General features: G+C 51.4%; 29 protein-coding genes and 2 tRNA genes. 22 read left to right on the top strand and 9 right to left on the bottom strand.

The window, feature by feature from the left end:
- Window positions 1–126: 126 nt before the first annotated feature.
- From F7C38_03795 to F7C38_03785, 3 genes are all read right to left on the bottom strand, one after another.
- On the bottom strand, window positions 127–327 hold the full coding sequence (locus F7C38_03795) for a chromatin protein Cren7 (GenBank protein ID MCE4600667.1): 201 nt from the start codon (window positions 325–327) through the stop codon (window positions 127–129).
- Between the two features lie 182 nt (window positions 328–509).
- Window positions 510–1,046: a hypothetical protein gene (locus F7C38_03790; GenBank protein MCE4600666.1), complete on the bottom strand. Its 537-nt coding sequence runs from the start codon at window positions 1,044–1,046 to the stop codon at window positions 510–512.
- 383 nt (window positions 1,047–1,429) lie between these two features.
- Entirely contained in the window at window positions 1,430–1,750 is a 321-nt protein-coding gene (locus tag F7C38_03785; GenBank protein MCE4600665.1) for a hypothetical protein, read from the bottom strand.
- A gap of 175 nt (window positions 1,751–1,925) precedes the next feature.
- Between F7C38_03785 and F7C38_03780 the strand changes: the two genes are divergently transcribed.
- From F7C38_03780 to F7C38_03755, 6 genes are all read left to right on the top strand, one after another.
- On the top strand, window positions 1,926–2,210 hold the full coding sequence (locus tag F7C38_03780) for a hypothetical protein (GenBank protein MCE4600664.1): 285 nt from the start codon (window positions 1,926–1,928) through the stop codon (window positions 2,208–2,210).
- 167 nt (window positions 2,211–2,377) lie between these two features.
- Window positions 2,378–2,779, top strand: coding sequence for a hypothetical protein (locus F7C38_03775; GenBank protein ID MCE4600663.1), 402 nt, complete (start codon window positions 2,378–2,380; stop codon window positions 2,777–2,779).
- An 82-nt stretch (window positions 2,780–2,861) separates the two neighbouring features.
- Entirely contained in the window at window positions 2,862–3,026 is a 165-nt protein-coding gene (locus tag F7C38_03770) for a hypothetical protein (protein MCE4600662.1), read from the top strand.
- Window positions 3,013–3,354, top strand: coding sequence for a hypothetical protein (locus F7C38_03765; protein MCE4600661.1), 342 nt, complete (start codon window positions 3,013–3,015; stop codon window positions 3,352–3,354). Before F7C38_03770 ends, F7C38_03765 begins: the two co-directional genes overlap by 14 nt.
- A 42-nt stretch (window positions 3,355–3,396) precedes the next feature.
- Window positions 3,397–4,009 (top strand) — tRNA-Met (locus F7C38_03760).
- Between the two features lie 43 nt (window positions 4,010–4,052).
- Window positions 4,053–5,384: an alkaline phosphatase family protein gene (locus F7C38_03755; GenBank protein MCE4600660.1), complete on the top strand. Its 1,332-nt coding sequence runs from the start codon at window positions 4,053–4,055 to the stop codon at window positions 5,382–5,384.
- Here the strand turns inward: F7C38_03755 and F7C38_03750 are convergent.
- Window positions 5,373–5,918 carry an HD family hydrolase gene (locus tag F7C38_03750; protein ID MCE4600659.1) on the bottom strand — a complete coding sequence of 182 codons (546 nt, stop codon included), beginning with the start codon at window positions 5,916–5,918 and terminating at the stop codon, window positions 5,373–5,375. The genes F7C38_03755 and F7C38_03750 overlap by 12 nt on opposite strands.
- A 28-nt stretch (window positions 5,919–5,946) precedes the next feature.
- Window positions 5,947–6,699 (bottom strand): hypothetical protein, encoded by a 753-nt coding sequence (locus tag F7C38_03745; GenBank protein MCE4600658.1) that lies wholly within the window; start codon window positions 6,697–6,699, stop codon window positions 5,947–5,949.
- A gap of 103 nt (window positions 6,700–6,802) precedes the next feature.
- Here F7C38_03745 and F7C38_03740 point away from each other — a divergent pair, with 103 nt between their 5' ends.
- Both F7C38_03740 and F7C38_03735 read left to right on the top strand, forming a co-directional pair.
- The gene (locus F7C38_03740) at window positions 6,803–7,198 is read left to right on the top strand and encodes a hypothetical protein (GenBank protein MCE4600657.1); all 396 of its coding nucleotides are present in this window, start codon (window positions 6,803–6,805) and stop codon (window positions 7,196–7,198) included.
- A gap of 4 nt (window positions 7,199–7,202) precedes the next feature.
- Window positions 7,203–7,559: a hypothetical protein gene (locus F7C38_03735; protein ID MCE4600656.1), complete on the top strand. Its 357-nt coding sequence runs from the start codon at window positions 7,203–7,205 to the stop codon at window positions 7,557–7,559.
- Here the strand turns inward: F7C38_03735 and F7C38_03730 are convergent.
- Window positions 7,556–8,785, bottom strand: coding sequence for an acyl-CoA/acyl-ACP dehydrogenase (locus F7C38_03730; GenBank protein ID MCE4600655.1), 1,230 nt, complete (start codon window positions 8,783–8,785; stop codon window positions 7,556–7,558). The genes F7C38_03735 and F7C38_03730 overlap by 4 nt on opposite strands.
- A 124-nt stretch (window positions 8,786–8,909) precedes the next feature.
- Between F7C38_03730 and F7C38_03725 the strand changes: the two genes are divergently transcribed.
- Entirely contained in the window at window positions 8,910–9,815 is a 906-nt protein-coding gene (locus F7C38_03725; GenBank protein MCE4600654.1) for an MBL fold metallo-hydrolase, read from the top strand.
- Between the two features lie 8 nt (window positions 9,816–9,823).
- On the opposite strand, the gene F7C38_03720 is transcribed toward F7C38_03725, so the two are convergent.
- Window positions 9,824–10,066 carry a 30S ribosomal protein S28e gene (locus F7C38_03720; protein MCE4600653.1) on the bottom strand — a complete coding sequence of 81 codons (243 nt, stop codon included), beginning with the start codon at window positions 10,064–10,066 and terminating at the stop codon, window positions 9,824–9,826.
- Between the two features lie 91 nt (window positions 10,067–10,157).
- Between F7C38_03720 and F7C38_03715 the strand changes: the two genes are divergently transcribed.
- Together F7C38_03715 and ndk are read left to right on the top strand one after the other, a co-directional pair.
- Window positions 10,158–10,346 (top strand): 50S ribosomal protein L24e, encoded by a 189-nt coding sequence (locus F7C38_03715; GenBank protein ID MCE4600652.1) that lies wholly within the window; start codon window positions 10,158–10,160, stop codon window positions 10,344–10,346.
- A 74-nt stretch (window positions 10,347–10,420) separates the two neighbouring features.
- The gene (gene ndk / locus F7C38_03710; GenBank protein MCE4600651.1) at window positions 10,421–10,849 is read left to right on the top strand and encodes a nucleoside-diphosphate kinase; all 429 of its coding nucleotides are present in this window, start codon (window positions 10,421–10,423) and stop codon (window positions 10,847–10,849) included.
- On the opposite strand, the gene infB is transcribed toward ndk, so the two are convergent.
- On the bottom strand, window positions 10,846–12,690 hold the full coding sequence (gene infB / locus F7C38_03705; protein MCE4600650.1) for a translation initiation factor IF-2: 1,845 nt from the start codon (window positions 12,688–12,690) through the stop codon (window positions 10,846–10,848). The genes ndk and infB overlap by 4 nt on opposite strands.
- Before the next feature lie 139 nt (window positions 12,691–12,829).
- Between infB and F7C38_03700 the strand changes: the two genes are divergently transcribed.
- From F7C38_03700 to F7C38_03650, 11 genes are all read left to right on the top strand, one after another.
- Window positions 12,830–13,552, top strand: coding sequence for a 30S ribosomal protein S6e (locus F7C38_03700; GenBank protein MCE4600649.1), 723 nt, complete (start codon window positions 12,830–12,832; stop codon window positions 13,550–13,552).
- Window positions 13,553–13,602: 50 nt separating this feature from the next.
- Window positions 13,603–14,850 carry a translation initiation factor IF-2 subunit gamma gene (gene eif2g, locus F7C38_03695; GenBank protein ID MCE4600648.1) on the top strand — a complete coding sequence of 416 codons (1,248 nt, stop codon included), beginning with the start codon at window positions 13,603–13,605 and terminating at the stop codon, window positions 14,848–14,850.
- Window positions 14,851–14,855: 5 nt separating this feature from the next.
- Window positions 14,856–15,266 carry a PIN domain-containing protein gene (locus tag F7C38_03690; GenBank protein ID MCE4600647.1) on the top strand — a complete coding sequence of 137 codons (411 nt, stop codon included), beginning with the start codon at window positions 14,856–14,858 and terminating at the stop codon, window positions 15,264–15,266.
- A 130-nt stretch (window positions 15,267–15,396) separates the two neighbouring features.
- On the top strand, window positions 15,397–15,942 hold the full coding sequence (locus tag F7C38_03685) for a DNA-directed RNA polymerase (protein ID MCE4600646.1): 546 nt from the start codon (window positions 15,397–15,399) through the stop codon (window positions 15,940–15,942).
- Entirely contained in the window at window positions 15,942–16,190 is a 249-nt protein-coding gene (locus F7C38_03680) for a DNA-directed RNA polymerase, subunit E'' (GenBank protein MCE4600645.1), read from the top strand. The genes F7C38_03685 and F7C38_03680 overlap by 1 nt, the downstream gene beginning before the upstream one ends.
- On the top strand, window positions 16,191–16,700 hold the full coding sequence (locus F7C38_03675) for a DUF359 domain-containing protein (GenBank protein ID MCE4600644.1): 510 nt from the start codon (window positions 16,191–16,193) through the stop codon (window positions 16,698–16,700). It abuts the gene before it with no gap.
- 70 nt (window positions 16,701–16,770) lie between these two features.
- Window positions 16,771–17,109 (top strand): 30S ribosomal protein S24e, encoded by a 339-nt coding sequence (locus F7C38_03670; protein MCE4600643.1) that lies wholly within the window; start codon window positions 16,771–16,773, stop codon window positions 17,107–17,109.
- Window positions 17,110–17,127: 18 nt separating this feature from the next.
- Entirely contained in the window at window positions 17,128–17,310 is a 183-nt protein-coding gene (locus tag F7C38_03665; GenBank protein MCE4600642.1) for a 30S ribosomal protein S27ae, read from the top strand.
- Complete coding sequence (gene kae1 / locus F7C38_03660; GenBank protein ID MCE4600641.1) at window positions 17,294–18,334, top strand: N(6)-L-threonylcarbamoyladenine synthase Kae1; 1,041 nt, start codon at window positions 17,294–17,296, stop codon at window positions 18,332–18,334. Before F7C38_03665 ends, kae1 begins: the two co-directional genes overlap by 17 nt.
- The gene (locus F7C38_03655; GenBank protein MCE4600640.1) at window positions 18,304–18,999 is read left to right on the top strand and encodes a Kae1-associated kinase Bud32; all 696 of its coding nucleotides are present in this window, start codon (window positions 18,304–18,306) and stop codon (window positions 18,997–18,999) included. Before kae1 ends, F7C38_03655 begins: the two co-directional genes overlap by 31 nt.
- Window positions 18,983–19,561 (top strand): XTP/dITP diphosphatase, encoded by a 579-nt coding sequence (locus F7C38_03650; GenBank protein MCE4600639.1) that lies wholly within the window; start codon window positions 18,983–18,985, stop codon window positions 19,559–19,561. Before F7C38_03655 ends, F7C38_03650 begins: the two co-directional genes overlap by 17 nt.
- A 208-nt stretch (window positions 19,562–19,769) precedes the next feature.
- Here F7C38_03650 and F7C38_03645 read toward each other — a convergent pair.
- Window positions 19,770–19,857, bottom strand: a tRNA-Leu gene (locus F7C38_03645).
- Between the last annotated feature and the right edge of the window lie 90 nt (window positions 19,858–19,947).

Genomic DNA, 19,947 nt, shown 5'->3' with positions numbered 1-19,947 from the left:
AGATCCGGGGATGATTTTTTAGCACGTCTGGGAAGCCTTCCGTAGAGAAGGCTGATGACCGGCCTCCACCGGTCATGACCCATAATACAAATATCAAAAATTAAAAATGTTTAGGTAGTTGGTTGGTTATCCCACTGGGTAGTTGTCTGGCACCTTCGCCCGGAAGTATTTGCCTGTCTCCGGGCTCTGGAATAGACCTATCTTCACTCCCTTCCTGTTCTTAGGCTTCAGCTCCCAGACCTTCTTCGGGACTAGTTCTACTTCCTTTCCAGTGTAGGGGTCTCTTACCTTCACCGGGGCCTTCTTTGCCGTCTTTCTCCTGGCCATACAAGTCCACCTCTACAAAGTTGGTTCTTGTCAATTAACCTCGATAGTAGTTTACGTTAATATATGTTATTGAAGAGTTTTAGCCATTTTCTCCATGGCACGCCAAGTATCTTTAAAGGTATCTTTAAAGGAATCCTTTAAGATAACGTTGGTACCTCTTAAGGAATTGATTAGTTGATTAATTAGCACGATACAGCTGATTGGATCATACAATAGCGTAGAGCAGTCTTGGCTAGGAGTACCGGCTTGCCCACCCTGCGGAGGACGTATTTTAGAGTATAGCTCTTCTCGTATACCTCATCCATGTTTGATAAATCAACGGTCTCCCATATGTACCCTTTCTCGCCTATGATACCTGCTTTAACCGTTGAACCCTCTAGAATGAGCTTTGCCCCTTGCACATCAGCTTCAAATACGCTGTTCCCCAGTTTCACTGCGAATGGATTTGAATTATATTTAGCTATAATTGTAAATTCTCCTGCGCTTCTTATGAAGAGACCGCCGCAATCCGAGTCGCAGAACTCTTGAGTGCATTTACCCTTATGGGAGCCCAAGCATTCTATCTTGCCAGCGAGTTCTCTTGCCCCGTTTACCAGTGTGAGGATGCTATCAGCAACTCCGACAGCGACTGCCGCTTTATACCCCTCTTTCGGCAGAGCATCTATAATGGCTTCGAGTCTGTTGACGAGTTGCTGGCCTAGTTGCCTTTGCATACTCATCCTCGAACCCTCCTATACGCCCGGGGTATGGGGCATTAGCTAGAGGACTTAAAATTAGTTCCCCGAGGCTGGTTCAGGTATGCCAGGCCTGACTATTTTCCTTGCTAAGGCTAAGCGTCTCCTTACAGGTTCTATGCCCCCGAAACCGCGTATACACTCTATGCAAACCCTTCTCACGTTGTCAATCTGAACCAGGCATTCATCGCATCCAAGCCTGCCACAGAGTACACAGTAACCTATAGCTGGTTTTTCACCGCATATAGCACACTGTGTCTGACTACACACCAGGCATAGGCCATTCACTTGGTGCTCTACACAGACTTCCCTTCCACACCCTGGACATTTCATTGTTGATGGGTTCCTATTGCATATCTCGCATAGTGTCACCAAACCACTACACCGAGTGTATCTGGTATAACTCCCCTCCTGACTAGTAGCTCATAGGTTCTCCATATCCTCTTATCGGTGACGTATCTAGTCGTAAACCCGTTTTCCTCTAGGAGTCTTCTTACTATGTCGGGGAACTCGTCTGGGTTTATGCCTCTGGCGCTAAGGGCTGCTTCGGCTACTATTTGAGCTAGATCCCTCGTTGAGGGGAGTTTTTGTTTTCTCTTGGAGCGCCCAGAGGCTTCTCCCTTTATCTCGCTTATGGATTCTATTAGGTCTTCAAGCACATCCTCTGGAATGTCTATTTCCTTCCCCACCGCTTGCAACACCTTCCAGCGTGTCACTCGGTGTTTATGGTAGCCCTATTATTTCCGGCCTATTACATCTGACTCGGGCGGTATTATCCTCGTACTTTGCAGGTAATCCCGTGTGATTACTGTCTATTCCACTCCATGTGAGCCCCCTGCAGTATACTTATAGCGGTGTTGTAGTGTGGAGCAGAGGCTTGTCGACGAGAGGATCTCTATGGTTTTTTCCAGGGAAATCCAGAGGCTTGTCGACGAGATTGCATGGGTTGATAGGAGGCTGTACGAGTTAGATGGTGATGAGAGTGAGGAGGCTAGGGTCGAGGTCATATTGTTGAGGACTCTCCGTGACCACCTAGTTAGTGATCTGAAGGAGTTGGGCGGCTTTAGTGGTGGGCTTGAGTGGGAGAAGGTTCCCTCTATTAGCAGTGTTGGAGTTGATGGTAGGGAGGACGCGTTGGGATACTCGTAGTAGACTCTATATATTTTAGATATATTTAAATAATTTGTTATGTCATATAATTCCTTAAGTTATACTATACAGCCACTACTGAATAGTTTATAAACCTGGAGTAGGTATCGTAGGCTTTATATACTTTTCCGATACTCTAGTATATGGAGTATACGGGGTGTGCACAGATGGTACCAGTTAAGACGACGATCGATGTGAGACTAGTTGAGAGAGTGAGAAAAAAGATAATGAAAGAATTCGAGCAAATGAGGCAAATGCTGGACACGGGCGAGGTCGGTATCGAGATCTCACTCGCGTTGTCAGATGAGGAGGTAGAGAAGCTCGTACTCTTAGCACTAGCTGAGGCTAGGCGACCAATCTCCTGGAGAGAGTTCAAACAGATATTCACAGGCGTCGTCGGCGAGGACAGGCTTAGGAGAATACTCTCTAACTTGAAGGCGCGCGACGTCATAGTGGAACTAACCAGGACTCGCTACAGTCTCCCGGAGTACGTTCCAGTCAGCGAGTTGAGTAAAGTCAAGAATCCACGAGTGCTTTCGAAGGTGTTATCTCGATCTAAGATACAATAAACACTTTAACGCACCGTAGAGGCGTAAGCAGCCCTTTATACTGCAGCACGGAGGACACCGGGTACCTGGGGGTTCTAGCGATATGCCAAAGGCCACGATAAGGAGGGTCGGTAAGCTGGCTATCATTGAGACCGAGTACGGTCAGAGGGCTGTAGTGCCCGTAGATACTCTATGCGACCTGGTAATAAACCACAACATAATCATCGTCAACGAGGATATAAGGTGTGAGAAGGTTGGCAAGGGCTAGCCACAGCAGTGTAGAGGACGACATAATAGCCCTCCTGAGGGAGACCGGAATAGCGAGAAAGACGGCCAAAGGAAACGAGTGGCCCCAATGCAGGGAGCTAACAGGGATTACGAGAGACGATCAGCCATTCTTCCTATACATATACCAGGGCCGGTATAGTGGGAGGACAATAATACGGATAACCCCGACGCCGCAAGACTGCATACACGCTCTATATACGCCAAACGCCTTATACGTAGTCCACATAGGCAACGAGGAAGAACTAAAGAAATCACTAGAAATAAAGATAAAAACAATAACAAGAATACATGGTCAGAGCAAACAATAAAACCCCCAACAACCCCCAACACGACAAACGGCGGGGTAAAACAGCGGGGTAGGGTAGCCTGGCAGCCCGCGGGGCTCATATGAGCCTGGGGCTGCCGGCCGCTATTCCTCCGCACATCTGGTTCCCTTCCAAATCACTAATCACTAATATTGACATAATCAAGAATGACTCTTCGCTACATCAAATTAATCAGGTAATACTAGCAAATGTAGAAGTGTAGGTATTACTACGTGAATGTTTAATGCTAGACCCCGAAATCGACAAAACAATTAAAAGGGATTAAGCCAAAAAATAGAGATACACTAATAATAAAATTATATTTAATTTTTAAAACTATAAGACTTATCCTAACAGATGGACATTATTCAACATTAAATAATTTTTTATAAAAAATATCTGAGATAATCCTATGTAAAGACAGAGAAATGCTTAAGGCTCCTAGAAAATGTTTACTAGAATAAAAAATAAAATATTTAACTATAAATTATTTAATCTAATATAAAATATAATGAAAAATCAAGGATAAAATATTAAGCCCTTTTTCAATACCAAGTGAATAGCGGCCGGCAGCCCCGCCTCGGAGACACACTCCCGGGAGAGTATCCCGGGAAGGTCCAGCCCGAGGTCGGTGGTTCAAATCCACCCCCCGCTACCAGTGGGGGCCCCGCCGCCATGTTTCTTCTCTTCTCCTCCTGTTGGTGTGTGTTTTTGTAGTTGTTTGTTTCTTTTGTGTTGGTTGGTGTTGTGGTGTGAGGTTGGCTTATGTTGTGTTGGATGGTGCTGGTGATGGGTTTGGTGGTGGGCCTTGTAGTTTGGAGGTTGCTGTTAAGCCTGTGATTGATGGGTTGGCGGGGCATAGTGTTTGTGGGTTGGTTTATACTGTGGGTCGTGGTGTTGCTCCTGAGAGTGATGTTGCTGTCTTGAGCTTGTTGGGCTATGATCCTGTGAGGTACTATACTGGGAGGGGGCCTTTGGAGGCCCTTGGGGCCGGTATACCTTTTAGGGAGGGCTGGCTCGCCCTGAGAGCGAATTTTGCGACGGTAGATCCAAGGACCCTCCGGATCATTGATAGGAGGACTGGTAGGAGCTTGACCACGTGGGAGGCGAGACTGCTGGCCGAGGCAGTCGACGGTATGGATCTCGATGGGGGTAGAGCTAAGGCGCTGTTCAAGGCCACCATAGGGCACAGAGGGGTCCTGGTGATCAAACACGAGACCATGAAGCTCTCGGCGGATATAACAAACACCGATCCAGCCTACGAGAGGAGGGGCCCGATAAGCCATGCAAGGAAGCAATTCGAACCCTACATTCAAGAGGCAAAGCCCCTCACAAGCAATCCAGGAGCGGTGCTGGCTGCTAAGCTGGTCAACGAGTTCACCAGGAGGGCGATAGAGATCCTAGACACACACCCAGTAAACCAGGGAAGGCGGGAGAGGGGATTACCCCCGGCAAACGCTATACTACTACGAGACGCTGGAGACCGTCTCCCAGCGGCTGAGCCCTTCAAAGAAAAACATGGCATAGAAATGGCCAGTATAGTTGAGATGGTCGTGGAACGCGGCATCGCAAGGGCCCTAGGGCTCAAGGACCTGGACCTGGGCGTCGACCCCCAAGAGATCCCGAGGAACGAGTTACTCGCTAGAGAAGCTGAGCTAGCGGCTAAAGCCTTGGAGGAATATAGCGGGGTCTATGTACACCTTAAGGGGCCCGACGAACCAGGCCACGATGGGGATCTAGAGGAGAAGGTCAGGGCTATAGAGGACATAGACAGGTTCTTCTTCAGGAGCTTCTTAAACCGCATAAACCCTGAGGAGACGCTAATCATAGTAACCAGCGACCACGCAACACCATGGTACATGAAAGCGCATAGTGACGACCCAGTGCCGCTGATGTTCTCCAACCCCGGGATAGAAACCGGACACAAGGGGTTCAACGAGAAGGAGTGTGAGAAGGGAGAGCTCGGTATACTAGAGAAGGGGTATATGATAGTGCCGAGAGCCATCGAGTATATGAAGAGGCTAGAGGGTTAAGCCGAGAGCCTCGGCAATAACCTCCCTAATCAAATCCCTGAGCTCAAGTCTATCCCGTAGCAAACTAGACACGTAACGCTTCAAATTATCCTCGATCTCCTTAACCCTAGTATATCCGAGTGAAACGTAACTCCTAGCCTTCAGAATAGTGGCAAGGGACTCGCTCACACGTGCCACGAGAGCCTCCACACTAGAACTCTCCTCGAACTCTATCACAAGCTCCTTCAGAGCGTTGCTGAAGGGCAGCGTCTTCACAGCCCTCAACTCAGCCTCCCTTTTAGCATCGCCAATCCCAGCGGTCTTAGCGATATCGCCTATAACACTCTCTCCCACGTCATGAACTAATGCAACTAGAGCAGCCCTATAGGGGTCGATCTCGACGCCCCTATCCCTGAGCCTAACAGCGAGCTCAAACGCTATAACGGCGGAAGCAAAGGAATGCTCCGCAACGGATTCCGCCAAGGCGCTTGGGACTCCCCGCAACATCCAGCCTGTGCGGCTCAGGCTGGAGAGAGCCTCGATCACTTCATACATAGAGCCAACACCCATAATCCACACCCCTTTAATAGGCCACGCTATAGAATCTAATACTGTCTAGCCTAAGAGAGTCTAGGGACCCTCTTCCTCTAGCTTTCAGCAAGGCCTCCTTAACCCTGAAAAAGTCGTCCTCCAGGACTAAACCGTGACGATACATTACAAACGCACAAGAGGTCGTTACAGCTGCGATAAACAACCCGCCTTCAACGAGGAGATCCAGGCCCGACTCGACATCCTTCAGCGATAACAAGCACGAGCCCTCGGGATGGGTGTGCACCGAGGCGACGGACTTGACGAAAGGGAGGGTGACCCTATAATGCTCTCCCTCGAACACGGCTAAGAGGCCGTTCACAGTATAGATTCCCATGTATTCTATTCCGCTCCGAGTAGTCTCGAAGGCTAGCTTCTTATAGAGAGAAGCATCCGTCCGTAGAACTAAGCTGGGGAGAGCCTCGTAGAGAGAGCCCAGCCTTACACCCCAGACTTCCTCATCGGGAACGATCTCGATAGACACGGGCCCACCGCTAGCTAGCTCAACCCTATCATCTAATCTCTCCGAAACCCCAGAAGAGGGGGGCCTGACCCTAACAGTGACTAGGCCCTCAGATATACGGGTTTCAAGCCACTCTTTATCCAAGAGCCTCTCGTCGACCTCAAGGGCTTGAGGCGGCGACTCTGCATCGAGGGAGAGCCTCTCCAGGAGGTCTATTATCCCGTAGTACACAGCCAGTAGGCTTGAGGCCTTAGTACTTTCAAGCCACTGTTTCTTCGCGGTCACCCTCACGCACCACTCCGGAAATAAACCCTGCTCGTTAACACCACGAGGTGGTAGTATCGGCGCAGCGGGCAAATAAGCCTGCAACGACTCGGGTGTGCTCTACATGGCTAGCCGGTATGTTGAAGCGGTCATAGCTCTACTAGACGAGATAATAATAGCTACATTCCTAGTCTACATATTCCTCTACTTCCTAGAGAGGGAAGACATAATCACGGCTGAGCACATTATAATTATCACAGTAGTCTACGCGGGAATCATAGGCTACATAACCTATAGGGTCGCGCAACTACAGGCTTCCAGGGCGAAGATAGGGCCAGAGGCGCTAATCGGGCTCACAGGCGAGGTATTAGAGGATCTAGATCCCCAGGGAAAAGTCCTCATAGAGGGAGAGATCTGGACCGCGGTCTCTGCCCGTGGAGACGTGATCAAGAGGGGCGAGAAAGTACGTGTTATTAGTAGAAAAGGCTTGACGTTATACGTCGAGAGGATCGGGAGATAATATGATGCCTTGCCCATGTGACAATAAAGACGGTATAGAACTCGCTATCTGCATAGCACCACCCCCCGGAGACTACGACGTGGAAATAGAGATATCACCGAAATATAGCATAGTCGTCAACAGTGAAGGAATACATGTCAAGCAAACCGTCTTGGAAGACACGCTACCGTTTACAAGGACAGTGACACGAAAGGTCGGCCCGGAGTTCCTAGAGAGAGTAATAATAAAGATCCCAAAGGATAAGCTACCATGCATTGCGGCCAGAGCCCTGGTCGACGCTGCAGAAAACGGGTCCGAGGTCGCCAGAGAGAAATTAAATAGATGTAGAAAGCTAGTAGACGAGCTCGCCAGGCAATGCTAGCCCTTAACGTATTCCCTCCCGATAATCTCTCTTGCTATGATATACCTCATGATGTTCTGTGCTCCCTCGGCTCCAACCACATATGAGAGCTGCCCTAGGAAACCTCTAGCAACATTCGTCTCCTTCACATAGCTGTTGGCTCCATAAACTGTCATGAGAGTCTCAAAGGCCTTGAACCCCGTTTGAACCGCCTTGAGCTTCGCCGAAGCCGAGTAGAAGTTTAGATCCTTAGGCTTCAGCCCGGGCTCCCGCCTTATGTATATCCTGTCGGCCATCCACGCTGCCTCGTAGACTAGTAATCTAGCTGATTCAAGCTCCATTGCAACCTCTGCTATAGGGAAGCTAACTCCCTGGAACGAGGCTATTGATCTACCACCGAATAATTCTCTAGTCCTGGCCCACTCAACCATCCTCTCCAGAGCCCACCTACCGGCTCCTATGTTTGCAGCCGCAACTAGGATTCTAGCTAGTGTGAAGCCCTCCATCGCATAGTAGAATCCCTTATTTTCTTCGCCGATCAGGTATCTTGCTGGGACCTCCACGTCCCTGAAAGTTAACATTCCCGTTGAGATGCCATGCCTCCCGATCGTGTTTAGGATAGAGTACTCGAAGCCCTCGGGGACACTACCATTCTTGTTACCTATGAAGGCTAGGGCCGATATCGCCTTATGCCCTGCTTCTTGGGGGCCCGTTCTGGCTATAAGGAACCAAGAGCCTAGATCGAGCTGCTTCATCGACTCTCTGACGCCACTGATGAATATCTTCTCTCCGTTGACGACGTACTTGTCCCCTTTTCTATCAGCTCTAGTCCTGGTTCCAGCTACGTCGCTCCCGCCGTGTGGCTCTGTGGAGGCTATGCCGAAGAACCCCCTACCACGGCCCACGAGGGGGAGTATCTCTTGTTTAATCTCATCATCGCCGTACCTGTATAGTATAAAGGGCCATGCGTTGTTTAGCAGGGTGAAGACTGCTACCGCAACTGACGGGTCGTGATACGCTATTTCCTCGACGGCTATGGCTGCTGTCGTGAAGTCGCCTCCCTGGCCCCCGTATTCCTCGGGAACCGGGATAGCGAAGAGTCCTTGCTCGCCCATCTTATGGATCAGCTCGGTCGGGATCCAATGATCTTCGTCTATCTTGTCCCAGAGGGGTTGGAGTTCCTTGGAGAGGAATTCCCTGACAGCCTCGCGGAACAGTTTCTGGTCTTCGCTGAATTCAAAATTCACTCGGTGCACCCGTGTTATCCCGATAGTTATGCCGGGTATAAAGTACTGTGTAACACGGCTATACATATTTCGGGAGAATATCTATAGATCCTACACACAATTACCGTAGCTATTGGTGGCGGTTATGCAGCCTGGCACGGCCGAGAGATACTCTGTAGAGAGAGTAGAGACCTACGAGTTTCCCTTGACAAAACCGTCAAACTACTACATAGTAGATGTCGCTGGCACGAGGATCTTGGTGGACGCAGGAGCGCATGAAGTCCTAGAGGCCGGAGATGACGCTGTAGGTGTTTTATTGACTCATTGGCACTGGGATCATAGTAGAGGCCTTGTAAGTCTCAGGGAGAAGATCGTCTGCGCTGGCCGTGAAACAATTGATATGTTGTCCTCGATAAGAAACGTTGAGAGAAGCGTTTTACGGCCCCTAAGGGCCATGGGCATATCTGTTAGAGAGGGTTCCGATCCCATCTCAGGATTCTTTAGATCTATACTAGACATGTATTCAAAGATCATCGATGGATTAAAAAATAATATAGTATTCGAATATAGTGAGTGTCCTTTGAGGAAACTAGTAGAATTCGAAGTCCTCCCATGCCCAGGGCATACAGACGACCACAACTGTATAGTAATTGGCGGCACCATTTTCGTTGGAGACAACGCAACTCTAGGCGAATCGCCTACAACCATAAACTACAGGGACTACATGCATACAGTACACAGGATACATGCTGGGAAATGGGAAACACTGGCACCGGGCCACGGAAACCTACTTGATAGAGGAGAGACGATAAAGTACTTCTCGACTGTTATCGACAGGAAGAATAAGAGGATGGCCCGCGTCGTGGCTTCTCTAGCAAAGGGGACAACCAACTTCAACGACCTGCTCAAAGACGTATACGGGTTAAAACCCGAACCCCAAGCCTACGTACCCGCTAGGACGCTGATCGGATACCTGAGACTCCTAGAACACTATAGACTAGCTGAGATCCGATGGGAGAGTTCCCCTCTACAAATAACCTTCCTAGGCTGAGCCGCGGCTTATCGCCTGCGCCTACTCAGCCTTCTAGCCTCTCTCTCTGTCTCCCTCAGGATCAGGATGTCGCCTAGTCTCACAGCGCCCATCACGTTCCTGGTTATAATCCTGCCCTTATCCCTACCTTCAAGGATCCTAACGCGCACCTGGGTAACTTCGCCCGCAACACCAGTCCTGCCAATAATCTGGATGACCTCGGCTGGATAACCGATCTCCTCTATTATGCTAGACTTCTCCTCCGCCGACATTCGTACACACCCTGCTATCAGGCACCCATCGTTGAGACTTAAAGGTATTAATTCCCTCTCCCACCGCTTGTGGATCCGGGGAGTGGATAAGATGCCGAAACTGAGAACCTGCGATTACTGCGGCAGGCCCATCGAGCCAGGCACAGGGATAATGTTCGTTACCAAGAGAGGGCAGGTATTATGGTTCTGCAGCAGCAAGTGTTACAAGAGCTTCCTAAAGCTGAGACGAAGACCCGACAGGCTCGAATGGATTAGGAAGATGAAGAAGAAACTAGCCTAGACAATACCTCCCCGACGCCGAGAAACCCCTTTATACCCAAGTAATTCCACCTGCGCATTACTCGGTGCGAACCCATGGCTGTCGAGAAGACTCTAGTGCTAGTTAAGCCCGACGGCGTGAAGAGGGGGCTAATCGGTGAAGTGATTTCTAGATTCGAGCGTAAGGGGTTAAAGATAAGGGCTCTGAAAATGCTGTGGATGACCCGGGAACAAGCACAGGAGTTCTACAGCGTACACAGAGACAAGCCGTTCTACAACGATCTCGTGGACTTCATAACCAGCGGCCCTATCGTTGCCATGGTGCTCGAAGGCGATGAAGCTATCAGCGTCGTCAGGCTAATGATAGGAGCGACTGACGGTAGAAAAGCCTCTCCAGGCACAATTAGAGGCGACTACGCTCTATCGATCCAGAACAACATAGTCCATGCCAGCGATAGCAAGGAGAGCTTCGACAGGGAGTTTCCAGTCGTTTTCAAGAGTGAGGAAGTAGTCCCCGAGTACTAGGCCTTCATGGCCTTCAGCTTCATCAACACCCCAGCATATGCGGTATCTCCCGCTTTCTTCTTAATCTCGGCGATCTCCTTCAATACACTAAGCTCGTCCTTAGAGAGTAGATCCCTAAACTCGGTTACCAGCCTCCTTGCATGCTCCGCGGGAATGTTAGTATACAATATATCCCCTTCATCGACGTGACGGCCGATCAATATCCTCCCCTGGATCGAAACAGCCACCTCCATTCCCAACCTAGCCTCTGGCAGGCTCCTATCGCGATCCCTGATAGCAAGTATCCTGCCTAGGGGTCTACCTTTCTCATCCATAACCGGATAGCCAGGCTTTATTATGCCGGCCTCCACCTTTACCCCCACAATGGCTGGATCGCTCCTTCTAAACACGAATCCAGGCAGGATCCTAAACCTTCCAGGCCTGACTAGTTCTGCCAGCTTCCTTGCCCGCTCCCTCTCCTTCTCCTCCACGACCCACTTCTCGTATTCCTCTAGTAGCCTGTAGATTACATTGTCCTGGAAGATCTTGACCTCTAGCCTCTTAGCCTCTTCCAGCGCTTCAGGGAGAATCTTTACGTTGAAAGCCAGTATGACTCCTAGATAGGGGTCCTCCTTCCTGGTTATCGAGGCATCAATGACGTCGATCTTAGATACTGGGCCTATATCAGCTATCCTAACGGGTATATTCCTCCTCTTGAGGGCAGCTACAAGGGCCTCCAACGTCCCGAGCGTGTCGGCTTTAACCACCACGCCCACTTTATCGGTCCTTATCCGGATCTCCTCAAGCTCCCGTCTCACCTCATTCATCAGCTTCTCTACATCAGACTCCGAAGCAGCAACGTACAAGGGTGAACCGGCTAGAGCTTCATCGAGTCCTGGAGCGGCAATTCTCACGCCAGCCGCTGCGTAGACCTCGTTGACATTCGTGAACCTTGCTTCCCTAGCGCGTATGTCCTGGAGAGGCTTTGGCATGAGCAACGCTCTAACCGTAGTCTTGATCGGGCCATTCCTTCCACCCAGCACGATTGTATCGCCCACACGAATAACTCCCTCGTAAATCACTGCATCGAGGGTCTTTCCAAGGCCCGGGTGATCCTTTACCTCAAGAACAACCCCCTTAGCGGGTCCCTCAGCGTATCTAAGCTTCCTCTGCAGGTATTGCTGTGTCAGTCCAGCGAGGACTGCCAGGAGCTCTGGTATCCCCTCTCCCGTCCTGGCCGACACTGGGACTACGGCTATAGCCTTGGTGAAGTCTTTTATCCGTGTGAAGAGCTCCGCCGGCAACCCGAGCTCGTAGAGCTTACCCACGATCTCGTAGACCTTCTCCTCCAGCAGGCTCTGAACCTCTGGCTTCTGCTTCTTGATAGTGAATATGAAGGGCTCGCCTGGGTGGGGTTCCCACCCTGGTATGCGGTCTATCTTGTTGGCTGCTACCAGGAAGGGCACCCTTCTCTCCTTGAGAAGCTCGACCGCCTCATAAGTCTGAGGTTGGAAGCCCTCCATTATGTCTATGACTACTATTGCAAAGTCGGCGACGCTGCCTCCACGGCGTCTCAGGTTTGAGAAGAGTTCGTGGCCTGGCGTGTCGATGAATAGGAGCCCTGGTATGATTAGTTTAACTGGGATGACTTTTTTCAGGGGCTCGGCTATCTTCTCGATGACCTCGGCTGGGACGAAGCTAGCCCCAATATGCTGTGTTATCCCGCCAGCCTCCCTCGCAGCTACAGCCGTCTTCCTGATCTTGTCGAGTAAACTAGTCTTGCCGTGGTCCACATGGCCTAGCACCGTTACTATTGGCTGCCTCAGCCTAGGCCCCTTCGTTGTCTCGCTTCTAGCCTCCATTTCCAGCGGCACCCGGGATTCTAGCTCTTGGATAAACGTTATTAGGTGTGTGGTGGAGGCGTTTACCAGCGATGAGCTGGTCGGCGCCCGGGGGGTTAGCGGGTTCCCCCGGGTAGACCGGCGTGGAGGTGTATAGGGTATGGCTGAAGAGGCACCCCCACTTAGAGTAGTGATCTCGGACCCGAAAGGTGGGAGGAAGATACTCAAGGTTAAGGTGAAGGGTATAGAGGACGAACAACTCGAACTTAAACCAGAGATGAGAAGGGAGAAGGAGAAGGGCAGGGTTAGAAAGGAGAGGCTAGTACTCCCTCCTGCAAAGCTCAATTCCAAGCTAGCTAAGGAGCTTGAGCTAGACGAGATAGGCGTGTTAACGCTTAGATTCAAGACCGAGGATGGAAGAGTCAACGAAACCTTCAAGGTTATAATAGACGATAACGTGCCCGACGGCGAAGTACACGTCAATCTGGAGCTCCTGGGGGAGCTTGCAGGAAACATGGAAGCCGATGCAGAGGCCTTCAGGGCTAAGGCATGGCAGATCGCCATCCCCCAGAAGCAAGTCGAGAAACTAGCCGGGCTCGAAATAGGCGACATCTTCGAGGGCACTATCGTGGGCCTACCTGGTGTAAGACTAAAGATTAGGGGAGGAAGCGACGCAACCGGGTTCCCCATGCATCCTGGAGTCCCAGGCTCTGCCAAGAGGAAAATACTACTATCGGGGCCCCCAGGCTTTAAGCCCAGGGAGAAGGGGGAGAGGAGGAGGAAGACCGTCAGGGGCAGGATGATCCCGGACCCGAGGGGAGAAAGGAGGAAGACCGTGCTGGCGCAGTTAAACGTCGCCATACATTACGAGACTAGCAGCTAAACCCCTAATACCTCCTATACTATCACACCCCTCTAAGGGAGGTAAAAGCTATGAGCACAGAGAACGAGAGACAGCCTGAGGTAAACATAGGAGTAGTCGGCCATGTGGATCACGGCAAGACCACGCTAGTTCAAGCGCTTACCGGTATATGGACCATGAGGCATAGCGAGGAGATTCGAAGGGGTATGACGATTAAACTGGGATATGCCGACGGCGAGATATGGGAGTGCAGTGGGTGTAGTTTCCCGGATAAATACTCTCCGGAGCCAGTCTGCGAGTGCGATCCAAACGCTAATCCCGTGCTGAAGCGCCGGGTGTCCTATGTAGACGCTCCAGGCCACGAGATACTCATGGCTACCATGTTATCGGGAGCCGCCCTGATGGACGGCGCTATACTAGTTGTAGCGGCTAATGAGCCATGCCCGCAGCCACAGACTAGGGAGCATCTAGTGGCTCTCGAAATCATAGGCGTTGACAAGATAATTATAGTACAGAATAAGGTCGATGTTGTAAGCCCCGAGCGCGCGAGAGAGAGCTATAACGAGATAAAACGCTTTATAGACGGCACGATAGCCGAGGGAGCTCCTATTATACCTGTGAGTGCGTTGAAGAGGGCTAACATAGACGCGGTGCTAGCGGCGATAGAGACGTATATACCGACGCCAGAGAGGGAGCTCGATAAGCCGCCACTGATGTTCATAGCCAGGAGCTTCGACGTGAATAAGCCTGGAACCCCTCCAGAACAACTGGTCGGCGGTGTCATAGGTGGAGGGATAACGCACGGTGTCTTCAAGGTCGGCGACGAGATCGAGATACTGCCGGGTATCCCAGTTAGGAAACCCGGCGGCAGAATGGTCTATGAACCGCTCTACTCTACTATAACAAGCCTGAAGTTCGGCAGAGTGAGTGTCGAGGAGGCCAAACCTGGAGGGTTAGTTGCTATTGGAACGGAGCTCGATCCCTCAGTAACCAAAGCGGATAACCTCGTTGGCAACGCGGTCGGCAAGCCAGGGAAGCTTCCGCCGGTTCTAGATACCATACGCGTGGAGTACAGGCTCCTTGACAGGGTCGTTGGACTGAAGGAGGAGGTTAAAGTCGAACCCCTCAGGAAGGGTGAGATGCTCATGATAACCGTGGGGACAGCTATAACGTTGGGTGTGCTTCAATCCGTGACGAAGGACTACTTTGAAGCAAAGCTTCGGAGGCCCGTTGTAGCCTGGGATGGAGCTAGGGTAGCATTCAGTAGGAGGATCCATGGGAGATGGAGGCTGATAGGCTGGGGATTCGCCAGAGAGTAATTGTAATGGTAGATACGAACATCCTAATCGGTCTCGCCTCGGGCCTAATTACACAATACCTTATAGGAGAGGCGCTTGAAACCCTCTACATTCTAGGTGTGCCTGGTTCTGTTGTAAGGGAGTTGGAGCGCCTGGCCGAATCCTCTCCGTCGCTAAAGACTAGGAAGCTAGCTAGGAGGGCTCTAGACATATTGGCAAGCAACAAGTTACAACATATAGTCTTGGAAACCATGGACGCAGGTGACGTTGACGACGAGATCCTACTAACAGCCGTCGAATTAAAGAATAAGGGCTATAGGATAGTAGTCGCAACTAACGATAAGGGCTTGAGGAAGAGGCTTAGGAGCCATGGCATACCAACGCTCTATTATAGAGAGACCGAGGGTCTAATGGAGGTCGAATGGCTACCCCCGTAAAATGCTCCTCTGTATTAGACAAGAGTTATCGCCTCTGTTCAGAACTCCTTAAATACAACTTCCTACAGCCCAAGAATCATGCAAGACACGAGCTAGACGGGTATACGCATGGAATTGATGGGTGGGCGGCTTGTACGTTGAAGTGGAAGCCGAAGAGTGGATAGGACTGCTTACCAGTCCAGACGAGGACGTCGACAAGGCGGCATTGGCGCATCTGAGAGAGCAGCTCGAAGGTAAACTGGATCAAGAGCTTGGGGGAATTATAATAGCCGTCTTGGATGCGCGGGTTGTGAGCGAAGGCGTTCTCCTGCCTCTGCCAGGTGACGCCCAAGTGTACTATGTCGTTAGGTATCGGATGCTGGTCTTTAAGCCTATTCTACTGGAAGTGGTTCGTGGCATTGTTAGAGAGGCGAGGGAGATAGGCATATTCGTCGACCTCGGGCCCCTAGACGGGTTCGTCTTTAGGAATCAGATCATGGATGAACCAGTCGAGTTCCTCCCCGAGAGAAGGGCTTTCAGGGGCGTGCAGTCCCACCGTATAGTAGAGATCAACGACATAGTTAGGGCACGTATAACACAGATAGGCAAGGACAGGCGAGGATACGGTATCAGGATTGGTCTAACCATGAGACAACCCTATCTCGGGAAGGAAGAGTGGATAAAGGGTGGAGCATAGTGGCCAGGGGTAGGGCTCCCAGCAAGAAGCCAAAACTCAAGGCTTGCAAAAAATGTGGTGCGCTGGTCACGGGAGAGACGAATGTATGTCCTGTATGCGGCTCGACCGAGTTCACGACAAACTGGGAGGGGATGATCGTGATTATAAACCCTGAAACCTCCGAGCTAGCTAAAGAACTAGATATAAACAGTCCTGGGATCTTCGCTATAAGGGTTGCAGGGAGAGTTGTCAAGAGAAGGGAGGCATAATTGCCCGAACCCGCGTTTATACTGCCGGCTGACGCGAGGCGAGACTTCTCTAGGCCCAGGGGATTAGTATATAGGGGGGACCTGGTCGAGCTGCTTGAGGATGCCCACGAACCCTTATACTGTATCGGAGACGTTGTATCGCGTTACTGCGCTGTGACACGGAAAAAACACGTTGTGCTTGTAGTCGATGGAAAGACAAGGAGAATGGTGGAAGTACGTGACGTCATGTATGAGGGATATACGCAAATCCGTATATCGAATCCGCCGGGAACCGTCACCTTAAAGTCGATCCAAACCATATGTAGACTAGCCAGGAATCCCGGCAAGTGGGTAATCAATGTGGACGGAGAGGAGGATATGCTGGCGTTGCCCGCCCTCGCCTGTCTACAAAAGGAGGGCACAGTAGTCTATGGCGTTCCCGGCATAGGCGCCACCATAATAAACGTGACACTCCCCATCGGCCGCGAAGCCCAGGCTAGGTTCCTGGAGCTAAAGCCGAGCCTCATCTAATAGAGAGAATATATCCTTTTAACCCGTCTATCCCCTCCATAACCGGGGAACGACAACCTGGGTGTTGGATATGAGTGGGCAACTGACGCGCATCGACCTGGGCGACGGGGTGTGGGCTGAGATACTTGAGGATAAATACAATCCTCTAATCAAGAGGAGGGAGCTCAAACTCCTGGTACACCATGAACACCAGTCGACTCCCATGAGGATAAACGTACGGTTGTCGATCGCCGAGAAGCTGGGAGTCGATATACAGAGAGTCTACGTTAGAAGTATTGAATCCGAGTACGGCATTGGCTTGTCGAAAGCCGAGGTCCACATATATGACTCCCTTGAACGAGCACTCCAGTTCGAGCCGCAATACATTATAGACCGGAATGGCGGTGTGAATCCCTTTGAGGAGGAGTAAACAGCCGAGGTGATGTAGATGGGCAAGAGGAAGGTACAGGTATGGAAGCTCTATGAAGTCGACTATGACAACTGGACCATAAAGAGGAAGAATAAGAAGTGCCCCAGGTGTGGCAGCTTCATGGCACACCATACCAAGCCTGTGGAGAGGTGGCACTGTGGCAACTGTGGCTACACGGAATTCGTTGGAAGGAAGAGATGACGACGCTATAGTTCTAGGGATCGAATCAACCGCCCACACCTTCGGCGTAGGTATTGTAGCCAGCAAGCCCCCATACATCCTCTCGGATGTACGGAGGAACTATAAACCCAAGTCGGGGGGCATCCTGCCCCGAGAGGTAGCTCAGTTCTTCTCTACAGTAGCCGGCGAAGCTGTTAGAACAGCTCTGGAAGAGGCTGGGGTGACAATGAGAGACGTCGATGCCATAGCCGTAGCCCTGGGCCCCGGAATGGGGCCCGCTCTACGTGTGGGAGCTACCGTGGCCAGAGCACTCGCCTCTAAATACTCGAAGCCCTTGGTGCCGGTCAACCACGGGGTCGCTCATATCGAGATAGCACGCTTCCTGACCGGGTTGAGGGACCCCCTAGCCCTCTATGTATCGGGAGGAACCACTATGGTGGTAAGCTACCTTGATGGGAGATACAGGGTGTTCGGTGAAACGCTCGACATCGCGCTGGGAAACCTCCTTGACACCTTTGCCCGGGAGATAGGCATTGCCCCGCCATACGTGGTCCAGGGACGGCACGCGGTCGATGTATGCGCAGAAAAAGGCGGCTTCATAGAGGATCTTCCATACGTTGTGAAGGGACAGGACGTGTCTTTTTCTGGACTTCTCACCGCTGCCATAAGAGCCGTTGAGAGGGGGTTAGACAAAGCCGATGTATGCTATACTCTACGGGAGATCTCGTATTCAAGCGTCATTGAAGTGGCCGAACGGGGCCTGGCTCATACCGGTAAGGGCGAGTTCGTTCTAACAGGCGGTGTAGCCGCTAGTGCATTGCTAAACGAGAAAGCCAGTAAGATGACCATCCTCCACGAGGTCAAGTTCCGCCGGATCCCTCCACGCTATGCGGGCGATAATGGCGTCATGATAGCGTTAACAGGGCTTCTAGCCTACAAGTCAGGGATTAGGCCGCTCAGGCCGGTCGACGCGGTAGTAAGACAGCGGTGGAGGCTTGATAGGGTGGATGTGCCTTGGTACCCTATGACCCTAGGAGGGTATTAGACCACGTCCGCAGAAGCACAGTATTACTGGCTAGAGGCGCCGAGTCCGAGTTACGTAGGGGGACCCTCGCAGGCCTCAAGACGGTTTACAAGATAAGAGTCGAGAAACCCTACATGGATCCGAGGCTCGACTACAAGCTGAGGCGGGTGAGGACTGCTAGAGAGGCAAAGGTTATAGCCGTAGCCCTGGACTCGGGGGTATCGGCTCCACGTCTCTACATGGTCTTGCCTTCAATAGGCCTCATAGCGATGGAGTATATAGAGGGGCCGAGGCTTAAGGAGGCTCTATGGGCGGGTGCGGTCGATCCGGCCTGGGCTGGTGTGCGGGCTGGTAGGGTGCTTGCGAGGCTACACCTTGCGGGCATAGTCCATGGGGATCCCACTACCTCAAACTACATTGTTAGAGGAGACGAACTAGTGTTGATAGACTATGGATTGTCCGAGTTCTCCAAGGCCGTAGAGGATAGGGCGGTAGACTTACATCTTTTCAGGAGGGCGGTAGAGGCCACGCACGCTAGGATCGCTGAAAGCGTCTATACGGCCTTCCTAGAGGGCTATCGAGAGGTCATGGGGAGCCTTGCTGATCCGGTCATGGAGAGAGTCGGGGAGATTAGCTTGAGGGGCAGATACGTGGAGGAGAGGAGGAAGAGTGTCTGGGGCGTGTAAGCTATACTTAGTCACTGGGAATAGACACAAGCTTGAGGAGGCAAACGACATACTGAAGAGTTACGGGGTTAGGCTAGAACAGGCACCTGTGAGGGAGAAGCTGGAGATACAGACGAATAGCCTGGAAGAGATCGCGATATACGCCGCGAGACACGCCTACAAGCTAATGAGGGTCCCCCTAGTTGTCGACGACTCCGGTCTCTTCGTAGATGCACTAAACGGGTTCCCAGGTCCCTATAGTAGCTACGTCTACAAGAAGATCGGCTACTGGGGGCTACTGAGGCTCTTAGAAGGGATGGGTAACCGGAGGGCCTGCTTTAAGACAGTAGCAACCCTGATACTCCCGCCCATAGAGAAGATATTTACCGGGGAGGCCTGCGGCGTTATAACCTGGGAAGCCCGTGGAAGCCATGGATTCGGGTTCGACCCGATCTTTATTCCGGACGGCTACGAGAAAACCTATGCAGAGATGAGCCCTGAGGAGAAGAACAGGGTTTCACACCGCTTCAAAGCCTTCTCGAAGCTGGGGGAGTGGATAGCTAGGTACCAGGTTAAATGTTGACCCTATATTTCACGCCGTTCGGCGGCGCTTTGCGAAATAACACGTCCCCCGAGAGATGGAAACCGGTCTTGGCTCTTGATTCTTGATTCTATACGCTATACTTGCTGGGCCTCATCATAAGCCCGCAGGGAATAACCGGCTATGTTAGGCCTGGGATAGGATCTATCCAAGGATCCCGATGGGGCCAGGACGAGAAGAGGAACTCCTATGGTGCGGGGGGTGGGATTCGAACCCACGCAGGCCTACGCCAACGGGTCTTAAGCCCGCCCCCTTTGGCCAGGCTCGGGCACCCCCGCACCGTATTCTCTAGATATTTCTCTGAGTGGGGAAATAGGTGTTACCGTGTACCTAACGGGCGCTTCGTCGATTCCTAGAGGGTCCCCTCC

The organism is Candidatus Thermodiscus eudorianus (assembly GCA_015521085.1).
GTDB lineage: Archaea > Thermoproteota > Thermoprotei_A > Sulfolobales > Acidilobaceae > Thermodiscus > Thermodiscus eudorianus.
The sequence above is the reverse complement of the archived record's forward strand: the minus strand, read 5'-3'. Positions and strand labels throughout refer to the sequence as shown.